This is a genomic window from Nocardia sp. NPDC051570 (assembly GCF_044454005.1).
In the GTDB taxonomy this organism is placed as follows: domain Bacteria; phylum Actinomycetota; class Actinomycetes; order Mycobacteriales; family Mycobacteriaceae; genus Nocardia.
In genome coordinates this window covers 316,193-338,331 of sequence record NZ_JBITDI010000010.1, presented here as the reverse complement: position 1 = coordinate 338,331, position 22,139 = coordinate 316,193, and the positions used below count along the sequence as shown (strand labels likewise).

The following is a 22,139-nucleotide window of genomic DNA, read 5'->3' as shown; positions in this document are numbered from 1 at the left end:
GGGGGGGGCGGGCGGCGGCGCGGGGGGGTGGGGGGCGCCCCACCACTGCCCCCCCCCCCCCGTCCTGGCGGCCCTCCGCGGGGGCCGCCCCCCCCGCCCCCCCCCCCGAGGTGCCGGGTAGGCGGCCCGCGGGCGGATCAACGCTCGATTCCGCCGAGGCGGCCCTCCAGGAGCAGCAGCAGATCGGCGAGGATGTGGGCGAGGTCGGCGCGGTCGCCCTCGGGGAGATCGGCCAGCAGGTTCTTCTCATACGAAAGCTGCTGCGGCAGAATATCATCGACGAGCTCGACCCCGGCAGGGGTAAGAGATAGATGGGCGACGCGGCGGTCGCGTCCGTCGATGCGACGCGCGACCAGCCCCCGAACCTCCAGCCCTCGAACGCGTTTGGTGACCGCCGCGGGCGAGGCGAAGGTCTCGCGAGCCAAGCGCCCGGGCGTCAGCTCCCCGCCGACGCGGCGCATGGCGCACAGCACCTCGAATTCGGGCCGGGTCAGCTCCGCCCGACCCAGCGGCGCATCGCCCACCTGCTGAAACAGCGCCGCACAGCGGTTGATTCGACCGATGATCCCCACCGGCTCGGTATCGAGTTCGGCATGCACCCGCGACCATTGGCGCAGGACGCCGGAGACGGCGTCCTCGGCCTGCGGCCGAGGAACAGGGGATTGGGTGGAGGGCCGAGGAACAGGGGGCTGGGCGGAAGACCGAGGAACAGGGGGCTGGGCGGAAGACCGAGGAACAGGGGGCTGGGCGGAAGACCGAGGAACAGGGGATTGGGAGGGCCGAGGAACAGGGGGTTCGGCGGAAGGCCCAGGGACAGAGGGCTCGGCAGCGATCACGGGATTGCCACCGATTTGGATGTCAGATCGGCGAGCACCCGGTGCCCGGCGCGCTCGGCGGCCACGATGCGTTCCTCGGGGAGTGGGGCGCTCCACCATTCGCCGACGGCGACGTCGGCTGCCTCGCGCACCTCGATCAGTGCCGCGGTGAGGCGGCCGCGCTCGGCGGCCGGGTCGGTGGTGGCCGGTGCGGATCCGGTGACCGTCTCGAGGTCGCGCAGCGCCGTCTCCACTCGCCCGGATACGCGGCGGTTCGGGATCAGGAAGCACACCACGATGCCCACCGCCGCACCCACACAGGTGTCGAGCCAGCGGTCGAGGACCAGCCGATGCGCGGGGATGTGAATGACGAACTCCGACATGGCCAATGCCATCGGGGTCACGAAAACCATGGCCAGGCCGTAGTTTCGGGAGATCGTCGCCTCCACCAGCAGCATGCAGATCAGCGATACGGCGACCAGCGCCACGGCGCTGTCCAGCAGCGGCACGAGCGCGGTGAACAACAACACGCCGCCGAGACTACCCAGTACGCGCAGCACCGCGCGCTGCCAGGTCAGCGCGGTATTGGCGACATAGGTCGCCGCCGCGGTCAATACCGCCCAATAGGGCCGCTCCACACCCAGCGCCATCGATACCCACCCCGCCGCGACGCCGCCGAGGGCCACCCGGATCCCGATGGGCAGCAGCGGCGAACCGGGTGCGAAGGCCGCGAGCAGGCGACGCGAGGCGCTGGCCGGGCGATCGGCCGCGCGTTCGGCGGCCGCACCGCGCATCTCGGCGATTTCGGCCGTGGCCGATCGCACCACCGGGATGCCGCGCGCCCCGCGCAGCTCGCGCGCCCATTCGGCCAGCGTATCGGCCTGATCGAATCGCCCTGCGGCCGCACAGGATTCGGCCCGCGCGATCAACCGCGCCAGCGGTGCGCGCTCGGGCGCGTGCGCGGGCATCAGACGCAACGTATGCCAGGCGGCGTAGACGGCCGCGGCCGCCTCATAGCGCAGCCGCGCCTCGGCCGGGCCGTCGTCGGCGTCGCGCAGCAGCCGCGCGGTCGCCTCCAATGCCCGTGCTACGGCAAGCCGTTCGGGCGCATGCGGTCGAAACATGCTGGGCGCCATACACACCAGCCAGGCCAGCGTCCCGCCCAGCAGCACCAGCGCCAGATGCAGCGGCACCTCGACCAGCCGGGTCGGCACGAAGGCCGCGGTGGCGGCGACGAAGGTGAGCACCACATTGCCCGGCGCCCCGATCCGCGTCGCATCGCAGGCCACCTTGAAAACGCCTGCCATCAGGGCGATCACGGCCACCCGCAGCACGCCCGAATCGGTCAGCGCGGCGGTGAGCGAGGCGACGCCGGTCCCGGCGACCATACCCAGCACCACCCAGACCAGCGCCCGCGCCCGCGCGGCGTACGGCAACCCGTGCGCGTACAGCGCGCACAGGCCGCCCGCACTGGTGTAGAGGGCGAGCTCGAGATGTCCGACAACCAGCAACACGATCTGGGATATCCCGAGGGCGATGACCACGCTCAGCGCCGACCAGCGCCAGGTGTCGACCACCGGCCGCAGCCGCAGCAGGCCGTGCATCGGCAATGCCCGTCGCAGGGCGCGATGCAGGCGGCCGTCTTCCGGGCGTCGGGCTGTCGTGGGCATGGAGGAAGGTTAACAGGTGTTTTACCTGGAAAATAACGGCCAGTACGATTACGTGACCTGGGTAACTCTCGGCCGGTGCACCCGCATCCGGGCCGGTCATCACGTCCCAGGCTTCTCGCGCCTGTTGATCAGTCGAGAGTTCGCCAGCGCCAGCGCATCTCGGCGATGAGCGGTTCCTCGGGGCGGACCGTCCGGGGCTGGGTGTTCAGGCCGTTGGGCGGGCCCGATTCGGGTTCGACACAGACCGTTTCGGCCGGCTGGTCGTAGACGACGACCCAGCGCAGCGGGCTGGTCACCGACAGTTCCAGCGCACCGGGCCAGGTGAGGGTGACATCGACGCCGTCGGGCATGCCGAAAACGTCGTCCCAGGGGCCGGGCAGCGGCGCGATGCGGTTGCCGTCGGGGAGGTAGTCCTCGCCGCGCTCCTCCTGCCAGGCCGGGGTGAAGGCGATCTCGACCGGTTTCCCCTCCGGGCTCAGCCGGCGTTCGAACCAGGGATGCCAACCCACCTGGGCCGGGAAGGGTTCCGCCGTCGCCTCGACGGTCATGCGGAAGGTGGCGGTGTCCGCGGCCAGTGCGAAGGTTTGGGTGACCCGGCCCGGGAACGGCCAGGGTTCGACGAGTTGCTGGGCGAGTTCCAGTTCGGTGCCGGACTGGCGCGTGACCTCCCACGGCCGATCGCGCACGGTGCCGTGGATGGCATGCGGTTCGGCAGTGCGCGGTAGCTGATGGGTGCGGCCGTTCCAGTTCAGCACGCCGTCGCGCATCCGGCCGCACCAGGGCGCCATCGGGAAGGAGCCGAATCGCGGTCCGGTGCGCAGGATTTCGGTGCCGCCGATCCGGAACCGCGCGACCCGGCCGGTGGCGGCGTTCACCGTCAGCTCCGCATCGCCCGCACTCAGTCGCCGTTCCTCGTTACTCATATCGCCTCCCCGACTCGTGACCTCGTGCTCTCAGCATGGCACAACGGGCAGGTCGATGATCTCGACCCAGTTCGGATCGCGGCCCACCGGCAGCCGGGTATGCGTGGTCAGGGCGCCGGTGTCCGGGTCGATGACGTGCACGGTCACCGAGTTCGAGTGCTGACCGGCGGCCAGCAGATAGCGGCCTAGGGGATCAATGGCGAAGCCGCGGGGACAGGTTTCGGTCGGGGTGTGGCCGAGGAGCGCCAGTGCACCGGAGTGCGCGTCGATCCGGAATCCGGCCAGGGTGCTCGACTGCCGTTCGGATATATAGAGGTGGCGGCCGTCGGGGGTGAGCCGGAGTTCCGCGGTCCAGGCCCGCTCGACGCCGGGCGGCACGGCGGGGTTGGGGCACAGCGGGCTTGCGTCAGAGCGGATTGCGCTGCCCCAGAGGCGTTTCGCAGAAGGCGCCGCCGATGCACTCCCCCGGCTCGCCCGGGGGCAGCTCGGCGGCGTAGCGCTCGGCGTCGTCGTGGCTACGATAACCGATGGCCTCGGCGGCACGCAGCGACACCACGCCACGGGTATTCGCCGAGACCGCCCACAGCACACGGTAATTCGGCTCGCTGGTGGCCAGGCAGGCCTCCAACAACCGCGCGCAGTCGTCCGGTGAGAGCCATAGCGACAGTTGACGGGTGTCGGCCGGGCGCTCGAAACAGCTGCCGATGCGTAGGCAGGTCACATCCATGCCGAAGCGCGAATGGTACAGGCTGCCAAGGGCTTCCACGGCTGCCTTGCTGACGCCGTAGTACGTATCCGGCCGCGGGCTGCTGTCGGACGGCAGGCCCTCCGGTCCGGCCGCGCCGATCCGGCGGAATCCGACGGCGTGATTGCTCGACGCCAGCACGACGCGGGAGACTCCGGCGACGCGGGCGGCCTCGAGCACCGTCTGCGTGCCGCCGATATTGACCTCGACGATCCGCTCCCAGCCGTCCTCGCGGCTGATCCCGCCGAGATGGATCAGCGCGTCGACATCGCGGCAGGCCTCGGCCATGATCCGCGGATCGGTGACCGAGCCGGTGACGATCTCCTCGCCGGGACCCGACGGTCGCAGCGGTGCGAGATCGAGCAACCGAAGCACGCGCCCCGAGCGGGCCAGCCGCGGTCGCATGAGGGTGCCGACGATGCCCGCCGCGCCGGTGATGAGCACGCGCTGTTCGGCCATGGGTCCCGCTCCTTAGCGAATTATGTTGTCGATCAACGAATTCCGGCTCGGCGCAGCTGCTGGGCCAGATCGACCGCGGCGCCACGCAGCAGGACACCGATGCGATGCTGTTCGCCCTCGGTGACCCGATCCACGGGGATGGAACAGCTCAGGGCATCCGTGGCGGGTATGCGATAGGGCACCGCCGCCGCGGCACACGCCACCCCCGCGTTGCCCTCCTCGCGCTCGGTCGCATATCCGCGCAGGCGCACCACGGTCAACTCCGCCTGCAGCGCATCGCGTTCGGTGATCGTGGCCGCGGTGAGCGCGGCCAACCGCGGCGGCAGCAGATCCATCAGTTCCCGATCGGCCAGCTCCGCCAGCAGCACCTTGCCCAATGCGGTGGCGTGGGCGGGCAGCGCGCGGCCCACCCGCGACACCAGATGGACCGAACTGCGCGATTCGCGGGTCTCCAGATACACCACCTCGCCACCGGACAGCCGCGCGTAGTGGGTGGTGAAACCCGTCTCCTCGCGCAGGCGCTCGAGGGTTTCGGTGGCGAACGGCACCGCAGGATCGCGGTCGAGATAGGCGGTGCCGCAGATCAATGCGCGCACGCCGAGGCGGAATCGACTGCCCGAATCATCGGTCTCGAGCCAGCCCGCGGCGCGCAGCGTGCGCAGCAGGCCGTGCAGGCTGGAGCGCGGAAAGCCGGTGGCGGCATGCATTTCGGCCAGCGACAGCCAGGATCGGTTGGCCGCGAACACCTCCAGCACCGCGATCGCCCGCCGCGCCGATTTCACGCCGGTCGGCTCCTGCTCCGGCACCACATGCTCCCGTATGCCTCGTTCGACTGTCTGTGCCTCGCAGGCTAACCGGCGGCGGACATGTTCTCAATGGCGAATGCCGCCGGTCATAGCGGATCGCATCCCTATATGTGAACGGATCTCTGATACCCGTTCGGCATGTGCCGATGCCCAATTGATGTTGGACTGGCATCAAAGGCCGCTCCTAGCCTGCAGGGGAGCAGATTCATGCGACCGAAGGACCGATCGTGACCGCCATGTTGTCCCTGGAACAGGTGCGTGGGTTCGTCGCGGTCGCCGAGGAGGGCAACTTCCGCCGCGCCGCGCAGCGATTGCGGATGACCCAGCCGCCGCTGAGCCGCCGGATTCAGAAGCTCGAGCGCGATATCGGGGTGCCACTACTGGACCGCACCCAGCGGCAGGTGGCATTGACCCCCGCCGGGGCGGTCTTCCTGACCGAGGCGCGCCGGCTCCTGGCGCTGGCCGAGGCGGCCCCGAGCACCGCGCGATTGGTCGCCGCGGGCCATACCGGCACCGTGCGGATCGGCTTCACCGCCACCGCCGGATTCGGCTTCCTGGGCCCGTTCCTGAATCGGATCTCCGCCGCCCTGCCCGCAGTCGAACTGATACTCGGTGAACAGGTCAGTGCCGTGCAATTCGACGAATTGGCCAGCGGCAGACTGGATCTCGCACTGGCCCGGCCACCGTTCGACCACGCCGAATTCGACGGGCGGCTCGTCCATCGCGAACCGCTGATGCTGGCCGTGCCCACCACCCACCGGCTCGCCACCGCCGATCCGATCCCGGTGCGCGAGCTGGCAGGGCAGCGCATGCTGGTCTACGCGCCCGGCCCCGCGCGCTACTTCGCCGAGTTGATGACCCGGGTGCTCGCCGGGGTGTCCTACGACCCCGCCGACCGGCTCACCCAGGTGCACACCATGCTCGCGCTGGTGGCGGCCAGTCGCGGCCTGGCGCTGGTGCCGGAGACCGCACGCCATCTGCATCCGGACGGGGTGCGCTATCGGCCGCTGGCGGGGGTGAGCGATCGCGCGGAACTCTATGCGGTGTGGCGGCGGCGACCGGCCAATCCGGCCCTGCGCCGCGTCGTCGATCTGGTACAGACCTGGACCGACCTGTTCGAGGAGGAAAACGGTGTCGCAGCTGTCCGCCGATGAGCTCGGACCGGCATTGGGCCGCGGCCTGCTGTCGTTCCCGGTCACCCATTTCGACGAGGAGCTGGCCTTCGACGAGGCCGCCTATCGCGAGCACATCGACTGGCTCGCGCACTACGACGTGGCGGGCCTGTTCGCCGCGGGCGGCACCGGTGAGGGATTCTCGCTGACCAGCGGCGAGATCGATCGCGTGGTGCGCGCGGCCGTGGCCGAGACCGCCGGGCGGGTGCCGGTGATCGCGCCCGCGACCGCCGGAACCGCGGTGGCCGTGGAGCAGGCGCGGGCCGCGGAAGCCGCTGGGGCGCAGGGCATTCTGCTGCTGCCGCCCTATCTGACCGAGGCCGGGCCGGAGGGACTGATCGAACATGTGGCGGCGGTCTGCGCGGCCACCTCGCTCGGGGTGATCTTCTACAGCCGCGCCAATGCCGCCTGTGACGATGTGACCGTGGCGCGCATGGCCGAGCGCTGCGCGAATCTGATCGGCTTCAAGGACGGCATCGGCAATATCGAGACGATGACCCGCATCTACGCCCGGCTCGGCGACCGGCTCACCTATATCGGCGGCCTGCCGACGGCGGAGACCTTCGCGCTGCCCTACACCCAGATGGGCGTCACCACATACTCTTCGGCGATCTTCAACTTCGTGCCGGAGTTCGCCCTGGACTTCTATCGGGCAGTGCGCGCGCAGGACCACGAGGGCGTCTATCGGCGGCTGCGAGCGTTCGTGCTGCCATATCTCGATATCCGCGATCGCGGGCCAGGCTATGCGGTCTCGATCGTCAAGGCGGGTCTGATGGCGGCGGGACGGCCGTCGAGCCGGGTGCGACCACCGCTGACCGATCTGACCGAGGCCGAACTGCGCGAACTGACACAACTGGTGAAAAGCATTGTCTGACAGGGACTCCCCCGGGCTCGATCGGATAACCGGAATTCGGCTCTCCTCGATCGCCGTGCCGCTGGGGCGCGGCATCGCCGGTATCAAGATCAAGGTCGGGCATCCGGACCGGGACTTCGATACACCGATCGCCACCGGTGAGATGTCGACCAACGTCGCGGCCCATGCCGAATTGGTCCTGGCCGGTGTGGACGGGAGGCGCTGATGTCCGTTGCCCTGCCGTCGATTACCGGGGTGCGGCTGACCCCGATTCTGATCGCCGATCCGCCGCTGCTGAATCTGTCCGGGGTGCATCAGCCGTATACGCCGCGGCTGATCGTGGAGGTGCTGACCTCCGCCGGGGTGATCGGCCTGGGCGAAACCTACGGTGACGCGGTCTATCTGGAGCGCGCCGCCGCGCTCTCGCGGGAGCTGATCGGGATGTCGATCGGCGCGGTCAATGCCGTGGCCGGGCTCGGCCGGGGCGCCGATGCGCTCCTGAACGACGCACCCGCGGCGAGCGGATTGCGGGGTGTGCTGACCACCGACAAGGTCCGATCGAGTGTGGTGTCGGCGTTCGAGGTGGCGGTATTCGACGCGCTGGGAAGGCATCTCGGCGTTCCGGTCCATACGCTGCTCGGCGGGGCGGTGCGCGATCGGGTCGAGTACTCGGGCTATCTGTTCTACAAGTGGGCCGAACATCCGGTCGAGGGTGCGTCGAGCGACGACTGGGATGCGGCGCTGGATCCTGCAGGCATCGTCGCACAGGCCCGGAAATTCCTGGCTTACGGTGGATTTCGATCCTTCAAGCTGAAGGGCGGGGTGCTGCCACCCGAACAGGAGATCGCGGCGATCCGCGCACTGGCCGCCGAATTCCCCGGCGCACCACTGCGTCTGGATCCCAATGGCGGCTGGTCGATGCGGACGGCGCTGCAGGTGGCCGAGGAGCTCGCCGGGACGATCGAATACCTCGAGGACCCCACCGCCGGACTCGACGATCTCGCCGAACTGCACCGACGCACTGCGATCCCGTTGGCCACCAACATGATCGTGACCTGCTTCGACGAGATCCGCCCCGCCTTCGACCGCGACGCGGTCCAGATCGTCCTGTCCGACCATCATTTCTGGGGCGGCCTGCTGGCCACCCGCGATCTGGCCGCGATCTGCCGGACCTATGGCCGAGGACTGTCCATCCACTCCAACACCCATCTCGGCATCAGCCTGGCCGCCATGACCCAGGTGGCGGCCACCGTCCCCGACCTCGATTACGCGTGCGATACCCATTACCCCTGGCAGTCCGAGGATGTGCTCACCGAGCGGTTCCGCTTCACCGACGGCTGTGTCGCCGTGCCGGATGCCCCCGGCCTGGGCGTGGATCTCGACCGTGCCGCCATGGCCCGGTTACACGAGCGATGGAAGGCCTTGCCGGAGTATCGAAACCGCGATGACGTCGCGGCCATGCGCCGCGCCGACCCCGCCTACCGGGCACCGGCCGCACCCAAGTTCTGAGCGGATTACCCCGCGGGCTCGTTCAGCCAGGCCGTGGTCCAGGATCGGGCTATGCGCAGGGCGCGGGCCGGGGGCATGCGCTCGGGTTCGGTGACGACCGCGATGGCGAAACCGTCCAGCAGGGCGAGGAATTCCGCGGCCGCCTCGACGGCCTCGGACGCGCGGTCGGGGTTGGCCTCGGCGAGCACACGGGCGAGGATATTCTCCATATCCTGCCACTGGGCCCGGTGCAGCGCGGCGATCTTCGAATCGTGGGTGGAGCTGTACACCAGGGCCAGCCACACCCTGGTCAGGCGGTCGCTGCTGGCGGGCGGCACGAGCAGTTCGGTGAGGCGCTCCAGCTTCCGCACAGGGGGCGCGTCGACGATGCCCGACCCGAAGAAACGCTCGGTGTACTCGTGTCGCACATGCTCCCAAACACTCAGCAGCAGTTGGCCTTTGGTCGAGAAGTAATACTGCACGGTCCCGATCGAGACATGGGCGCGGGCGGCAAGGGTGCGAATGCTGACCCCCTCCATACCGCTCTCGGAGATCACATCCGCGAGCCGCTCGAGCAGTTCCCGCCGCCGGTCGCTCTGGACGCCCGATTCCGCTGCCTGCCTAGCGCCCATCGCGCCGACCCCTCTCTCGCCGGTTGCGGTCCTGATAGTAATGCCACGCCGCCACGCCGAGTTGTCGCGCGACGGCACCGGACAACCGTATTGGAGAGGGGGTCGATAGCTTCGCGCCCGAGGACGGGCGCTATTCGCCTGCGGCGCGGCGGATTTCGCCGCCGGCGGCGCGGTTGCGGGTGGCGCGGGCCGCGGCGGCGTCGAAGGGTTCGAGGTGGTCGAACATGGGGTCCTCGTCGTCCACGTCGAGCACCACGGCGCGGCGGCGCAGGGCGCGGGCGGTGTCGCGGTCGAGCGTCGGGCGCTCCTCGTGGGGCTGATCCTCGTCGTCCTCGTACTCGTCGTCGTCGGCTTGCGGGTCGCGCGACAGGCGCGCGGCGCGGCGGCGGCGGATCTCCTCCTCCATGCGCACCTGGCGGCGCAGGTAGATCAGATAGGTGACCAGCACGATGCCGGACAGCCCGCAGGCCCACCACAGCATCGGCGTGATCACCATCGCGAAGCCGCCGAACAGCAGCATGCTCAGCACCAGACCGAGCGTCGACCGCTGCCGGAACCGGTAGCGCGCGGCCCGCGCAATCGCGTCGGCCTCCGGATCGTAGCCGCCGCGGCCGCGCCGCGTCGGAACGAAATCGCCTGCCTCGGATTCGAATTCGTCCTCGGCTTCGTCGATATCCCGGGGCGCCGACGGGCGGGCGGGTAGCGCCGCGGCACGCGGGCGCTCGGGGACCTCCTCGCCGCGGTCGGTCTCGACGTTGTCGGCCGGGGCGACATCGGCTTCGGCCGCGATATCGCCGGACTCCTCTTCGTCACCGCCGTCCGTCTCCGCCTCGTCCACCTCGGCATCGATCACCTCGGCATCGGTGGCGGACTCGGCGACGGGCGTCTCGGCCGGATCGCCCGCACCGCCGGTCGTCTCGTCCTCGATGACGGGCTCATCGGCCGATGTCGTCATCCGATCCTCCGCATCATCCCCGTGGGAAAGCTTTCTCTGCACGCGAGCCGGTATCCAGTCCGGATCGGTTTCGTGCCCGGCACCGGGTCCCTTCCTCATGCGTCGCTTGGTGCCGCCGCGGTGCAACACCCGGGTGGCCAACGCCGCATCGGTGGTTCGCCGAATCCGCGGATGCCGGTCGGCCAGCATCGGAAACAGCACGAAGACCCAGAGCACGACCAGACCGATCCACAAGATCGAATTCGGCATCGCACCCACACCTCCGTCCCCGCCTGGCCGTTGTCCCTTCGACGGTTCTCACATCCAGCTCATGTCCCACACGGTGTCTCGGCAGCGCAGCACGTGTAATACGGCCGCAGTGTCGGGCCACTTCGCAGGCTCCCTTCCGATAGCGCGGAACGCACCACCGACGTCCGTAGGCTAGTTCGGCGCCACAGGAATATCCCGCAGGCGCGCCGTCCACATCCGCCACATAGGTAACAGGGGCACGGCCGTCAGGGCAATGTCACGCGACCGGCTCGGATGAGCCGGTCGACGACGGTTCCGGAGACCTCCTCCGCGGTCATCGCGACCAGGAGATGATCACGCCAGGCGCCGTCGACATCGAGATAGCGGCGCAGCAGACCCTCCTCACGGAAGCCGACGTTGCGCAGAACCGCTTGGCTGGCAAGGTTTTCCGGGCGCACCGTGGCCTCGACCCGATGCAGTCCGACCGGGCCGAAGCAGTGGTCCAGGCCCAGCGCCAGCGCCGCGGTCGCGACGCCCTGCCCGCCCATATCCTTGGCCACCCAGTAGCCGATCCAGGCCGAGCGCAGCGCGCCGCGCACGACATTGCCGATCGTCAGCTGGCCCGAGAACGACCCGTCGACCTCGATCACGAGCGGAATCATCGCGCCGCGGCGCGCCTCGGCCTTGAGGCTCGACCACAGCGACGGCCAGTTCGACGCGTGATTGCGCGCCTCCCAGGTGCCACGCCCGGTCGGCTCCCACGGTTCGAGATGGTCCCTGTCGCGCACGCGGATTCGGGCCCAGGCCGCGGCATCGCGCAGCCGGATCGGGCGCAGCGTGACGCGTCCGGCGGCGACCCGCACCTGGCCCAGATGCGCGGGCCAGCCCGGATGCTGGGCGGCCCGGAACATGTTCATATCCATCAGTGTCCCGCTGCGGCCGTTATCCGCGCTGCGCGAGGAAGGCGACCGGAACCTCGTCACCGGTGCGAATCTCGGTGACGTCCGGCTCGATGACGATCAGACTGTTCGCCTCGGCCAGGGTCGACAGCAGATGTGCCGAACCGTTCACGCCCAGTGGCTGAACCAGGTATTCGCCGGTCTGCTCGTCGCGCATGAGTTGTGCGCGGAGGTATCCGCGGCGGCCCGGCATCGAGCTGATCGGCATGATCGTGCGCGCCTGTACGATCCGGCGCATGGGATGGCGACGGCCCAGCGCGATCCGGATCAGCGGCCGCACCATGACCTCGAAAACTACCAGCGCCCCAACGGGATTCGATGGTAGTAGGAAGGTCGGGACCTCATCGCGGCCCAGCCGTCCGAAGCCCTGCACCGATCCGGGATGCATGGCGACGCGGGCGATCTCGAGCTCGCCCAGCCCCTCCAGCGCCTCGCGGATCTGCTCGGATACCCAGCCGCCGACCGCACCGGCGATCACCACGACCTCCGAGCGCACCAGCTGCCCCTCGACCACATCGCGCAGCCGCTTGGGGTCGGCGCTGACGATGCCCACCCGGTTCACATCGGCGCCCGCATCGCGCGCGGCCGCGGCGAGGGCATACGAATTCACGTCGTACACCTGGCCGGGGCCGGGCGTGCGATCGATATCGACCAGTTCGCCGCCGATGGAGATCACCGACAGCCGCGGGCGCGGATGCACCAGCACCTTGTCGCGTCCGACCGCGGCGAGCAGTCCCACCTGCGCGGGACCGATGATCGTGCCCGCACGCACCGCGATATCACCGGGCTGCACATCGTCGCCGATGCGACGCACGTAATCGCCGGTGCGCACGGGTTCGAAGACCTTGATGCGGGCCCGCCCGGCGTCGGTATAGTCCAGCGGCAGCACGGCATCGGCCAGCGTCGGCAGCGGCGCGCCGGTGTCGACGCGCACGGTCTGGCGCGGCTGCAAGCGGATGGGCTGACGCGATCCGGCCGGAACCTCACCGACCACCGGCAGCGTGAGATCGACCGGATTACCGTCCTCGTCGCGGATATCCACACCGGCGCCCTGCACGTCCACGCTGCGCACGGCATAGCCATCGATCGCCGCCTGATCGAAACCCGGCAGCGGTCGTTCGGTGACGACGTCCTCGGCACACAGCAAACCCTGGGCCTCGGAGATCGCGACCCGCACGGGCCGCGGGGCGACGGCCGCCGCGGTCACCTTGATCTGCTGGTCCTCAACCGAGCGCATGCAGCCCTTCCCTCATGTCCAGTGTTCAACGCGGCCGACCGGACCCGGCCGCCCGCGTCACTCGGACGAGGTCAGCTGCGGGTTCCAGTCGGGAGCCAGCCGACGTTCGAGCCACTCGCGCAACTCGGGGCCGTATTCGTCTCGCTCCAATGCGAAATCGACCGCAGCTCGAAGATAGCCGCCAGGGTTGCCCAGGTCGTGGCGCGACCCACGGTGCACCACAACATGAACCGGATGCCCCTCGGCGATCAGCAGTGAAATCGCGTCCGTGAGCTGCAGTTCCCCGCCCGCACCGGGTTCGATGCGCCGCAACGCGCCGAAGATCTCCCGATCGAGGATGTAGCGGCCCGCGGCGGCATAGGTCGAGGGCGCCTCCTCGAGGCTCGGCTTCTCCACCATGGCCTTGACCCGCAGGACATTCGGATTGACCGCGTCCGGCACCGGCGCGACGTCGAATACGCCGTAAGAACTGACCTGATCCTTCGGCACATCGATGGCGCACAGCACCGAGCCGCCGCGCTTGGCCCGCACCCGGCACATCACCTCCAGCACACCGCTGGGCAGTACCAGATCGTCGGGCAGCAGCACCGCGATGGCGTCCTCGTCGGCGTCGAGCACCGATTCCGCCTGGGCCACCGCATGACCGAGGCCCAGCGGCTCCTCCTGCACGACCGAACTCACGTCGAGCAGCCCCGGCGCGCGGCGGACCTTCTCCAGCAAATGGAACTTGCCGCGCGCGGCCAGCGTGCCCTCCAGCACCATATCCTCGACGAAATGCGCGACCACGCCGTCCTTGCCGGGCGAGGTCACGATCACCAGCCGATCGGCGCCCGATTCGGCGGCCTCGGCGGCGACCAGCTCGATGCCGGGCGTATCCACCACAGGCAGCAGCTCTTTCGGCACGGTCTTGGTCACCGGCAGAAAACGGGTCCCCAGCCCGGCCGCCGGCACCACCGCGGTGCGGAAGCAGGACGGCGTGGCCGATCCGGCATCTGCAGTCATAAGGCACACCCTATCCATCGACGTGGTCTCCGGCACCGGCTTCGAGCGGGCCCGGCATCCCGGAAAGCCTAGGGGGCCTCGGTGGTTGCGGCGAGGCCGTTCCGGACTGCTTGGATCGATTCCCCACCGGCGCGCTCGCGAAACCCCCGAACCCGATAGCTCACATAGGGTGGCGCTGTGGACGTGGCCGGTCAGCGTGACAAAAGGCAGTGGCGGACGGAGTTGCTCGCGCGGCGGGCGGCGGTGCCGGACGATATCCGGGCGGCGGAATCGGCGGCGCTGGTGACTTCGGTCTCGGCGCTGCTGGCCGACGGTCCCGAATGGGTCGCGGCCTATGTACCGGTAGGGGGCGAGCCGGGGTCGACCGCCATGCTCGACGCGCTGCGCGCCGGCGGGGTCCGGGTGCTGCTTCCGGTGACCGGTCCGCCGGGGCCGCTGGACTGGGCCGAATATCAGGGGCCGGGCTCCTTATATCCGGCCCGGTGGGGACTGCTGGAGCCCATCGGTCCTCGAATGTCCTGTGCGGCAATCGAATTAGCCCAGGTCGTGCTGATCCCGGCACTGGCGGTGGATCTGCGCGGCGTCCGGCTCGGGCGGGGAGTCGGATACTACGACCGGACCTTGCCCGCGGCCCGGGCGCAGGCCCGGCTGATCGCCGTGGTGCGCGACGACGAGCTGGTCGAACGACTGCCCGAGGAACCGCACGATCGGCGAATGGGATGGGCCCTGACACCGGGCGGCGGGCTGCGACATCTGGACGGGAATTAACTCCGGATTGGTACCGTTGGCACTGTCGGTTGTAGAGTGCTAGCCGACGGAGACTGTGGAGGTTGGAGTGCCTACTTACTCGTATCAGTGCACGCAGTGTGGCGACAAGTTCGATATCGTGCAGTCGTTCTCGGACAATGCGCTGACCACCTGCGAGAAGTGCGACGGCAAGCTGCGCAAGCTCTTCAATTCGGTCGGCATCGTATTCAAGGGCAGCGGGTTCTACCGCACCGACAGCCGCAACGGCTCCTCCACCGCGAGTGAACCGGCCAAGGCGAGCGAACCGGCCAAGAGCGGGACCAGCGCGTCGAGCTCGGATTCGTCGTCCTCGTCGTCGAGTTCGTCGACGAGCTCCTCCAGCACGTCGACCGCGGGCACCGCGGCCTGATCCGCATCCGGCCCGCCGCGCTCCGCGGCGAGTTGTCCACAGCCGGTTCGTTATCCACAGCTCGGTACTGAGCAGCGGTTTTCCGGGCGGTACGGCCCTGCCTCGGCCGTAGTGTCGCGGCCATGCGACTGCGTCCGAATCCCGGTGAACGAGGTGGTACCGCCGATCTCGGGCGGGAACCGCCCTGGGAATTCCTGCTCCGGCATCGGCCGTCCTGGGCCGATCTCACCCTCCTGCGGCGGGTGCTCGCCGCCGCACTCGCCGTCTTCGCCGCCGTGCTGTTCGTGCGCGGCGATCCGGCCGCGCGATCGATCGATGTGGTGATCGCCACGCGCGATCTGGCACCCGGTCGAATCGTGTCCGCCGAGGATCTGCGCCGGGTCGCGCGCCCGGCCGGACTCCTGCCCGAGGGCAGCGTGCGCGAGATGTCGGCGTTGCTGGGTGCGACCGTCTCCGGGGCCGTCCGCGCCGGCGAGATTCTCACCGATCTCCGCGTGGTCGGCGCCCGTCTGGCGCAGGTGGCGGCGGGGGTCGTCGATGCGCGCATCGTGCCGATCCGCCTGGCGGACAACGCCGTTGCCGATATTCTGCGCGTCGGCGATCGGGTCGATGTGGTCGCGGCCGAGCGAACCGATACCGACCCGACGCGCGCGGGGCCGCCACGCACCCTGGCCACCGATGCGGCCGTGGTGTTGGTCACCACCGCCGATCGCCGATCCGGACCGAGCGGCGAGCGGATCGTCCTGATCGCCCTCGATTCCACCCACGCCCTCGGCGTCGCGGCCGGATCGCTGCGCACCGAACTGACCGTGGTGTTCCGCTGAAAGCTCGGGCTTCGCCGGACATTTGCCACAGAACTCCATTAACATCCCGACTATCCGGTTCGATAGTGATCGGTGATCGTCCCGGTGGCCTTGACCAGATCGGCGGCGCGGCAGCGGCCACGCCGAATGAGACAGGAGCCGCAATGCTGAAGGGTTTCCGGGATTTCCTGCTTCGGGGGAATGTCATCGACCTGGCGGTCGCGGTCGTGATGGGCACCGCATTCGTCGCGATCGTGACGGCATTCACCACCGGGATCGTCAACCCGCTGCTGGCCGTATTCGGCGGCACCGGCGAACTGGGGCTCGGGTTCCGACTGGTCTCCGATAAACCGGCCACGTTCATCGCGGTCGGCCCGATCATCACCGCGGCGATCAACTTCGTGATCATCGCGGCCCTCCTGTACTTCGCGGTGGTGCTCCCGGCCGCGCATGCCAAGAAACGCTGGGGCAAGTCCGACGAATCCGCCGTAACCGACACCCAATTGCTCACGCAGATCCGCGATCTCCTCGCGGAGAGCCGCGACAGCGCGGGCGGGCGTCACGAATCCTGAAGCGGAGCAGGGGAATACGGCACTCGATGCGAAAACGCCAATGGGCCCGGCGATTTCGCGCCGGACCCATTGTCAATCGCGTGTTGGTAGCGGATATCAGCCGAGGCTGAACGGCTGACCCCACACCGTCGTCCAGGTGATGACGTTGTCGGTCTCGACCTCGACGCTCACGAAGTTGCGAGCCTGTGCGTAGCCCGCACAGCCGGTCAGGCCGATGGTCTCGTCGGACCAGGCGACCGAGCCACTGCCGTTGTGGAACGGGTTCTTGGTGGAGTGGCTCTCGTTGCCGTAGTCATCCGGCGCCTCGCGGTCGAGGATGTAGAACGCCTGCGCCACGCCGGGGCCGAGGGTCAGGTTGCCACCGCCGCCCATGCTGGGCGTGACGGCGACACTGTTCTGGCCCTTGCTCCAATCGACTCCGACACTCGGCTGGGCGCTCGCGTCGCCACCCGAGATGTTCACCTGGCAGCCGACCACGTAACCGGGACGGATGATGCCACCGACGGCTGCGTTGTTGCCCGACAGCTGAATATGGGCGGTGCCGGAGACCCACGCGTTGCGATGCAGCGGGGTGGAGCCCATGGACGGGTTGATGTTGGCCGACTCGCCGTCGACCCAGAGGTGCACGACGGTGCCGTCGGACAGGGTCTTGGTCAGGTCCGCGCCCGGCAGCGGCATGAAGGTGTCGGCGTTGGCGGCGCCGGTGGAGAACAGGCCCAGGGCGGCGGTCGCGACAGCACCGATGCCGGCCGCGCGAGCCACGGTCTTACGGATGTTCATGTTTTGGTCCCTCATAGGGTGAATCGCTATATGCGAGAAAAGGATTGGCAGGAGACGACCACATCAGCCGATGCTGAACGGCTGCCCGTAGAGGGTGGTCTTCGAGTAGTGGTCGCCAATGACCTCGACGACGGTGATCGCGCGCGCCTGGGCGTATCCCGCGCAGTTCTGGATCTGGATCTCGGCGTCCTGGTACTCGACCGAGTAGGTACCGGGCTTGGTGATGTCCTTGCTATCGATCTGCACGAACGCCACCTGGCCGGGGCCGAGCTTCAGACCGATCGAACCACCGAGGGTGCCGCCGGTGAGGTTGATACTGCCGGAGACGCCGGCCGAGATCGCGTCACTACCGATGTTGACCTGGCAGCCGACAATGTAGCCGGTGGTCACCGCAGAGGCGCCGTGCGTGGACGAGCCTTCGGTGCCCGGCGCATTGGTCGCGCCGTTGTACGGGCCGACCTTGCCGATGGGAGCGTTCGGCACATCGGCGATCGCATTACCCGAAACCCAGACGGTACGACCAGAGCCGTTGTCCGCCAGCGAGGGCGAGACTGTGGCATGTTCACCGGTGCGGGTGATCACAACGCCATCGGGACCAAGCTTCTGACCGTCCGGCAACGGTACGAAGACGTCGGCGTTGGCAGCACCGGTAGAGAAAAGGCCAAAGGCCACGGCCGCGGCCGCGCCGATGCCCGCGATACGGGCACCACGCCGCAAACCGTTGGTGCGGTTCTCGCTCATACTTCCCCTCATCAGGTTCTAACAGTCAGCCTCGACCATCGAGGCTGTAAGCGGTCCCTTTCAGGCGCAGCTCAGTTTGTCGGCGGATTGTTGCCGTCGTGTAACCGACGATCAATTTCCCGCCAAACTGCCGGAACCGGGCCCAGTTCCGATGAGGTCGACGCGAGGCGCCTTCCCCGAGCCTTCGAGAACCGCAGGTGGAGCAGCCCGAAGCCGAACATTAAACGGCGCGGCAACTACATGACAACGTAAGCGTCCGTAAAGGCAGTGTGATCTGGATCACATAGGAATCTCGTTCATATTACGAATCGCGCATAAATGCAGTGAGAACTCGGAAACACGAGGCGTCCTGTCGATGGCGCACTCGTGACGGTTCGCTCAACCGTGATGCGGGGGAACCTGGGAGCGCAACCAGTCGTCCGACGAATTCGGCCGCTCGCCGTCGGTGGATCGTTCGTCACTGGTTGTTTGCGGCAGGGTTTCGCCGAAGATGCGAGCCAGCCGGGCCGCCTCGGCGGCCGAACGCGACGAACCCCTCGCCCGGCGCGGGCGAGGGGTCTGATCGTCGTCTGCGGGAGGAGGGGTTTCGTCCTCGGGGCGTGGTGTGCCGATCACTCGTCCAATCCGGAGAGTTCATCGATGACCTTGCTGGCGAGCGGGCCGAGGGTGGCCATACCGTCGCGCACCGCGGCGCGGGTGCCGGGCAGATTGACCACCAGCGTGCTGCCCGAGACCCCGGCCAGGCCGCGAGACAGTCCCGCATCCAGCGAGCCGGCCGCCAGACCGGATGCGCGCAGCGCCTCGCTGATACCCGGCAGCTCCCGGTCGAGCACCTCGGAGGTGGCCTCCGGGGTGACATCACGCGGGGCCATGCCGGTACCGCCGACCGAGATCACCAGGTCGACGCCGCCGATCACGGCCGTGTTGAGCGCGTTGCGGATCTCGACCTCGTCGTTGGACACCGACACCGTGGCATCCACCAGGAACCCTGCCTCGGTGAGCAATTCGGTCACCAGGGGACCCAGCGAGTCGACCCCGCCGTGGGCGGTTCGGTCGTCGACGACCACGACAAGTGCACGGCCGGCCACAGCGGCATCGATTTCCATGGTGCTCACCGTAGCGTCCATGACCGACAGCGGTTCCTGTCCCCCGGCAACGGATTCCGGAAGCAGCGTCAGGGTTCGGGGGCGGTGGATCATCGTGGGGCCTCCGCGGGTGCGGCCGCGAGGGTCACCTCGACGGTCTTGGGATTCTGGCCGTTGGGGTCGGTGTAGGTGACCTTGACCTTATCGCCGGGCTGATGCGCGCGGATCGCGGCGACCAGCGCATTGCCGGTATCGATGATCTGGTCGTCGACCTTGGTCACGATGGCGCCGCCCGCGATGCCCGCCTTGGCGGCCGGGCCGTCCGGCGTGACGTCCTGCACGCGGGCGCCGTTGCTGGTGTCGTCGGGGCGGCGGCTCACCGTGATCCCGACCTGGGCGTAGGTGGCATGCCCGGTCTTGGTCAGCTGATCGGCGACCCGGCGGGCCTGATCGACCGGAATGGCGAAGCCGAGGCCGATCGATCCGCTCTGCTGGCCGGACATATCGGCGGCGCCGAGCGTCGCGATCGCGGTATTGATGCCGATCAGCCGCCCGTCCATATCCACCAGGGCGCCACCGGAGTTGCCCGGGTTGATGGGTGCGTCGGTCTGGATCGCCGAAATGACCGTCGCCGTACCGTTGTTGCCACCCTCACCGCTCGTCGATACCGGACGGTTCAGCGCCGAGACGATGCCCGTGGTCACCGTTCCGGCCAGGCCCAGCGGCGAGCCGATCGCGACCACCGTCTGGCCGACCTGGAGATTGGCCGAGGAGCCCAATTCGATCGGGGTGAGGCCGGACTTGTTGGCGGCCTTGATCACCGCGAGATCCGAGACCGGATCGACGCCGACGACCGAGGCCGAGGTGGTGGTGCCGTCGCTGAACTGCACCTCCATCTTGGCGTTCGGTCCGGCGCCGCTGGCGACGTGATTGTTGGTGAGGATCAGCCCATCCGAGGACAGGACCACACCGGAACCCTCGCCCTCGGCGCGTGCGCCGGCGACCCGGATCATCACGACGCTCGGCAACACCTTCTGTGCCACGGCCGGAACCGTGCCCGCGGGGGCGTTGGCGGCGGGTGCGGCCTTGGGCGGCGGCGCGGACAGGGCGTTGCTGACCGGGACCGAGGCGGTGTCGTTGCGGCTCACCAGCGCGCCGACCGCGCCGCCGATGCCGCCGCTGATCAGCACCAGCGCGATGGCTCCCGCGATCAGGCCCGCAGCGCCCCGGCGTCGCGGCGGTGAGGGAGGCGGATAGGCGCCCGGGATCGGACCCCCCGGGCCCATCGGCGGCTGCCCGGCCATACCGTAAGCGCCCTGGTACGGGGGCATCGGCGCGGTGTGGGCAATGCCCGGATCGTAGGTCGGGTAGTAGGGCGTGGTCGGCTGTTCGCCCATACCCGGTGCGTAAGCCTGACCCGGTGCATAAACCTGCTGCTCGGGGGCCGGAGCCGACGGAAGCTGCTCGGTGGGCTGGTGCCCGCTCGCCTCCGGCTGCTGTGCCGTCGGCTCGTCGCGCCTGTCCTTCGATTGCTCGGTCATTTCCCTCGTTTCTCCTCGAGTCTGTCGACCAGCTTGATGACCACGACTGAGAGCGGACTGAGACGGCCCTATCAGTTCTCCGAGATTATGGGCACAGCACCCATACCGGGCAGCACGATGCGGATCAGCGCGCCGTCGCGATCGGACGTGTCGATTGTGATCGTCCCTCCGTGTTTCGTCACCACCTGTTTGACGATGGCGAGTCCCAGCCCGGAGCCCGGCATCGACCGCGATGCCGTGGTCCGATAGAAGCGTTCGAACACCAACTCTCGCTCGGGCGGGGGAATACCCGGCCCGGCGTCGTCTACCGCGAATTCCAGCAGACCCGGACCGGTTTCGCGCATGGCGACGCGCACTTGTTGCCCGGATGGGCTCCACTTCGCGGCATTGTCGAGCACATTGAGCAGCGCTCGTTCCAATCCGGCCTCGTGTCCGTAGACGAACCACGGACGCAGTTCGGCGACGAATTCGATGCCGCTGCGACGGCGGCGCGCCCGTTCCAGCGCGCGCTCGGCGACCTCGCCGATATCGAGCTGTTCATAGACGGTCTCCGGGGCGTCCTCCCGCGCGAGGTCCACCAAATCACCCACCAGCGTGGACAATTCCTCGATTTGCGCCATGACGTCCGCACGCAGTTCGGCCATGTCCTGTTCCGGAATCGCCGGTGCGCCCGGGCGGGACGAGGCGATGAGCAGTTCCATATTAGTGCGCAAAGACGTCAATGGCGTACGTAATTCGTGCCCGGCATCGGCGACCAGGCGTCGTTGCCGCCCCCGGGATTCGGCCAGCGCGCGCAGCATCGCATTGAAACTCTCGGTGAGCCGAGCCAATTCGTCGTCGCCGGTGACCTGGATCGGCGTCAGATCCTCGTTGCGGGCGACCCGCTCGGTCGCCGCGGTCAGCCGAGCGATCGGCCGTAATCCGGTGCGACCCACCGCGGCGCCGGCGGCGCCCGCCACCACGACCCCGCAGCCGCCGACCACGAACAGCAGCCACGCCAGCCGATCCAGCACATCCTTGGTCGGCTGCAGCGGCTCCCAGATCGCCAGCGTGGCACCGGTTTTCATCTTCTCGGCCAGAACCCGCTGATTCTTGCTGGTGCGCAGCGAGAACTTGGCCTCGCCGCGCGCCACCGCATTCTCCGACTCCCCGATCGGCGGATCGTACTGACGCGGCAGCGCGATCCAGCCGGAGGTACCCGGATAGTGCAGGGCGATGGACACATCGCTGGAATACAGGCTGCCCAGCATCAGCACCTGCTGATAGTCGAGCTGGTCGAGATCGTTGCTGATCATGCCGGCGGCCCGGGCCTGCAGCTGCTTGTCCACATCGGCGTACAGCGATCGCGCCACCATCGCATAGGCGGCGATCGAGGTCAGCGCGACCGCGACCAACACCACCGAGGCGGCCAGCAGCGTGACTCGCCAGCGCAGCGATACCGAACTCGTGAGCGGCGTCGGCGGACGCATCTCGATGCCGTCGGCCGAGGGATCGAATCCCGGGATCATCGGCTGGCG

25 protein-coding genes are annotated in these 22,139 nt (G+C 68.7%); 8 read left to right on the top strand and 17 right to left on the bottom strand.

What is annotated here, in order from left to right:
• Positions 1–137 precede the first annotated feature (137 nt).
• The 6 genes from ACIA76_RS25980 to ACIA76_RS25955 all read right to left on the bottom strand — a co-directional run bounded on the left by ACIA76_RS25980 (position 138) and on the right by ACIA76_RS25955 (position 5,418).
• Positions 138–599, bottom strand: coding sequence for a MarR family winged helix-turn-helix transcriptional regulator (locus ACIA76_RS25980; protein WP_397154980.1), 462 nt, complete (start codon positions 597–599; stop codon positions 138–140).
• Positions 600–832: 233 nt separating this feature from the next.
• Positions 833–2,485 carry an FUSC family protein gene (locus tag ACIA76_RS25975; protein WP_397154979.1) on the bottom strand — a complete coding sequence of 551 codons (1,653 nt, stop codon included), beginning with the start codon at positions 2,483–2,485 and terminating at the stop codon, positions 833–835.
• 128 nt (positions 2,486–2,613) lie between these two features.
• Positions 2,614–3,408: an aldose 1-epimerase gene (locus ACIA76_RS25970; protein ID WP_397154978.1), complete on the bottom strand. Its 795-nt coding sequence runs from the start codon at positions 3,406–3,408 to the stop codon at positions 2,614–2,616.
• A 30-nt stretch (positions 3,409–3,438) separates the two neighbouring features.
• Positions 3,439–3,786, bottom strand: coding sequence for a beta-propeller fold lactonase family protein (locus ACIA76_RS25965; protein WP_397154976.1), 348 nt, complete (start codon positions 3,784–3,786; stop codon positions 3,439–3,441).
• A gap of 28 nt (positions 3,787–3,814) precedes the next feature.
• Entirely contained in the window at positions 3,815–4,612 is a 798-nt protein-coding gene (locus ACIA76_RS25960) for an NAD-dependent epimerase/dehydratase family protein (protein ID WP_397154974.1), read from the bottom strand.
• 32 nt (positions 4,613–4,644) lie between these two features.
• The gene (locus tag ACIA76_RS25955) at positions 4,645–5,418 is read right to left on the bottom strand and encodes an IclR family transcriptional regulator (RefSeq protein ID WP_397154972.1); all 774 of its coding nucleotides are present in this window, start codon (positions 5,416–5,418) and stop codon (positions 4,645–4,647) included.
• 236 nt (positions 5,419–5,654) lie between these two features.
• Here ACIA76_RS25955 and ACIA76_RS25950 point away from each other — a divergent pair, with 236 nt between their 5' ends.
• The 4 genes from ACIA76_RS25950 to ACIA76_RS25935 are packed head-to-tail and all read left to right on the top strand — an operon-like array spanning position 5,655 to position 8,952.
• Positions 5,655–6,572 (top strand): LysR substrate-binding domain-containing protein, encoded by a 918-nt coding sequence (locus tag ACIA76_RS25950; protein WP_397155082.1) that lies wholly within the window; start codon positions 5,655–5,657, stop codon positions 6,570–6,572.
• Entirely contained in the window at positions 6,550–7,464 is a 915-nt protein-coding gene (gene kdgD / locus ACIA76_RS25945; RefSeq protein ID WP_397154970.1) for a 5-dehydro-4-deoxyglucarate dehydratase, read from the top strand. Before ACIA76_RS25950 ends, kdgD begins: the two co-directional genes overlap by 23 nt.
• Positions 7,457–7,669, top strand: coding sequence for a hypothetical protein (locus ACIA76_RS25940; protein WP_397154969.1), 213 nt, complete (start codon positions 7,457–7,459; stop codon positions 7,667–7,669). The genes kdgD and ACIA76_RS25940 overlap by 8 nt, the downstream gene beginning before the upstream one ends.
• Positions 7,669–8,952 (top strand): glucarate dehydratase family protein, encoded by a 1,284-nt coding sequence (locus ACIA76_RS25935; protein WP_397154967.1) that lies wholly within the window; start codon positions 7,669–7,671, stop codon positions 8,950–8,952. The genes ACIA76_RS25940 and ACIA76_RS25935 overlap by 1 nt, the downstream gene beginning before the upstream one ends.
• 5 nt (positions 8,953–8,957) lie before the next feature.
• Here the strand turns inward: ACIA76_RS25935 and ACIA76_RS25930 are convergent, their stop codons facing one another.
• The 5 genes from ACIA76_RS25930 to ACIA76_RS25910 all read right to left on the bottom strand — a co-directional run bounded on the left by ACIA76_RS25930 (position 8,958) and on the right by ACIA76_RS25910 (position 13,944).
• On the bottom strand, positions 8,958–9,563 hold the full coding sequence (locus ACIA76_RS25930; protein ID WP_397154965.1) for a TetR/AcrR family transcriptional regulator: 606 nt from the start codon (positions 9,561–9,563) through the stop codon (positions 8,958–8,960).
• A 130-nt stretch (positions 9,564–9,693) separates the two neighbouring features.
• A complete protein-coding gene (gene glpR, locus ACIA76_RS25925) occupies positions 9,694–10,767 on the bottom strand; it encodes a gephyrin-like molybdotransferase receptor GlpR (RefSeq protein ID WP_397154963.1) in 1,074 nt (357 codons plus the stop codon).
• A gap of 245 nt (positions 10,768–11,012) precedes the next feature.
• The gene (locus tag ACIA76_RS25920) at positions 11,013–11,663 is read right to left on the bottom strand and encodes a GNAT family N-acetyltransferase (RefSeq protein WP_397154961.1); all 651 of its coding nucleotides are present in this window, start codon (positions 11,661–11,663) and stop codon (positions 11,013–11,015) included.
• Positions 11,664–11,688: 25 nt separating this feature from the next.
• Positions 11,689–12,942 carry a gephyrin-like molybdotransferase Glp gene (gene glp, locus ACIA76_RS25915; RefSeq protein WP_397154960.1) on the bottom strand — a complete coding sequence of 418 codons (1,254 nt, stop codon included), beginning with the start codon at positions 12,940–12,942 and terminating at the stop codon, positions 11,689–11,691.
• A 57-nt stretch (positions 12,943–12,999) separates the two neighbouring features.
• Entirely contained in the window at positions 13,000–13,944 is a 945-nt protein-coding gene (locus ACIA76_RS25910) for a UTP--glucose-1-phosphate uridylyltransferase (RefSeq protein WP_397154959.1), read from the bottom strand.
• A 177-nt stretch (positions 13,945–14,121) separates the two neighbouring features.
• Between ACIA76_RS25910 and ACIA76_RS25905 the strand changes: the two genes are divergently transcribed.
• The 4 genes from ACIA76_RS25905 (at position 14,122) to mscL (ending at position 16,475) form a co-directional block, all read left to right on the top strand.
• Positions 14,122–14,712, top strand: a complete 591-nt coding sequence (locus tag ACIA76_RS25905) for a 5-formyltetrahydrofolate cyclo-ligase (RefSeq protein WP_397154957.1) — start codon at positions 14,122–14,124, stop codon at positions 14,710–14,712.
• Between the two features lie 67 nt (positions 14,713–14,779).
• Positions 14,780–15,100 (top strand): FmdB family zinc ribbon protein, encoded by a 321-nt coding sequence (locus tag ACIA76_RS25900; RefSeq protein WP_397154955.1) that lies wholly within the window; start codon positions 14,780–14,782, stop codon positions 15,098–15,100.
• A gap of 122 nt (positions 15,101–15,222) precedes the next feature.
• Entirely contained in the window at positions 15,223–15,924 is a 702-nt protein-coding gene (locus tag ACIA76_RS25895; RefSeq protein ID WP_397154953.1) for an SAF domain-containing protein, read from the top strand.
• A gap of 143 nt (positions 15,925–16,067) precedes the next feature.
• On the top strand, positions 16,068–16,475 hold the full coding sequence (gene mscL, locus ACIA76_RS25890; RefSeq protein WP_397154951.1) for a large conductance mechanosensitive channel protein MscL: 408 nt from the start codon (positions 16,068–16,070) through the stop codon (positions 16,473–16,475).
• Between the two features lie 96 nt (positions 16,476–16,571).
• On the opposite strand, the gene ACIA76_RS25885 is transcribed toward mscL, so the two are convergent.
• The 6 genes from ACIA76_RS25885 to ACIA76_RS25860 all read right to left on the bottom strand — a co-directional run bounded on the left by ACIA76_RS25885 (position 16,572) and on the right by ACIA76_RS25860 (position 22,130).
• A complete protein-coding gene (locus ACIA76_RS25885; protein WP_397154950.1) occupies positions 16,572–17,255 on the bottom strand; it encodes an MspA family porin in 684 nt (227 codons plus the stop codon).
• 63 nt (positions 17,256–17,318) lie between these two features.
• Complete coding sequence (locus tag ACIA76_RS25880) at positions 17,319–17,996, bottom strand: MspA family porin (protein WP_397154948.1); 678 nt, start codon at positions 17,994–17,996, stop codon at positions 17,319–17,321.
• Between the two features lie 378 nt (positions 17,997–18,374).
• Positions 18,375–18,611: a hypothetical protein gene (locus tag ACIA76_RS25875; protein WP_397154946.1), complete on the bottom strand. Its 237-nt coding sequence runs from the start codon at positions 18,609–18,611 to the stop codon at positions 18,375–18,377.
• Positions 18,608–19,102: a molybdenum cofactor biosynthesis protein B gene (locus ACIA76_RS25870; protein WP_397155081.1), complete on the bottom strand. Its 495-nt coding sequence runs from the start codon at positions 19,100–19,102 to the stop codon at positions 18,608–18,610. The genes ACIA76_RS25875 and ACIA76_RS25870 overlap by 4 nt, the downstream gene beginning before the upstream one ends.
• Positions 19,103–19,191: 89 nt before the next feature.
• Entirely contained in the window at positions 19,192–20,622 is a 1,431-nt protein-coding gene (locus ACIA76_RS25865) for a S1C family serine protease (protein WP_397154944.1), read from the bottom strand.
• A 71-nt stretch (positions 20,623–20,693) separates the two neighbouring features.
• Positions 20,694–22,130 (bottom strand): ATP-binding protein, encoded by a 1,437-nt coding sequence (locus ACIA76_RS25860; RefSeq protein WP_397155079.1) that lies wholly within the window; start codon positions 22,128–22,130, stop codon positions 20,694–20,696.
• Positions 22,131–22,139: the final 9 nt, after the last annotated feature.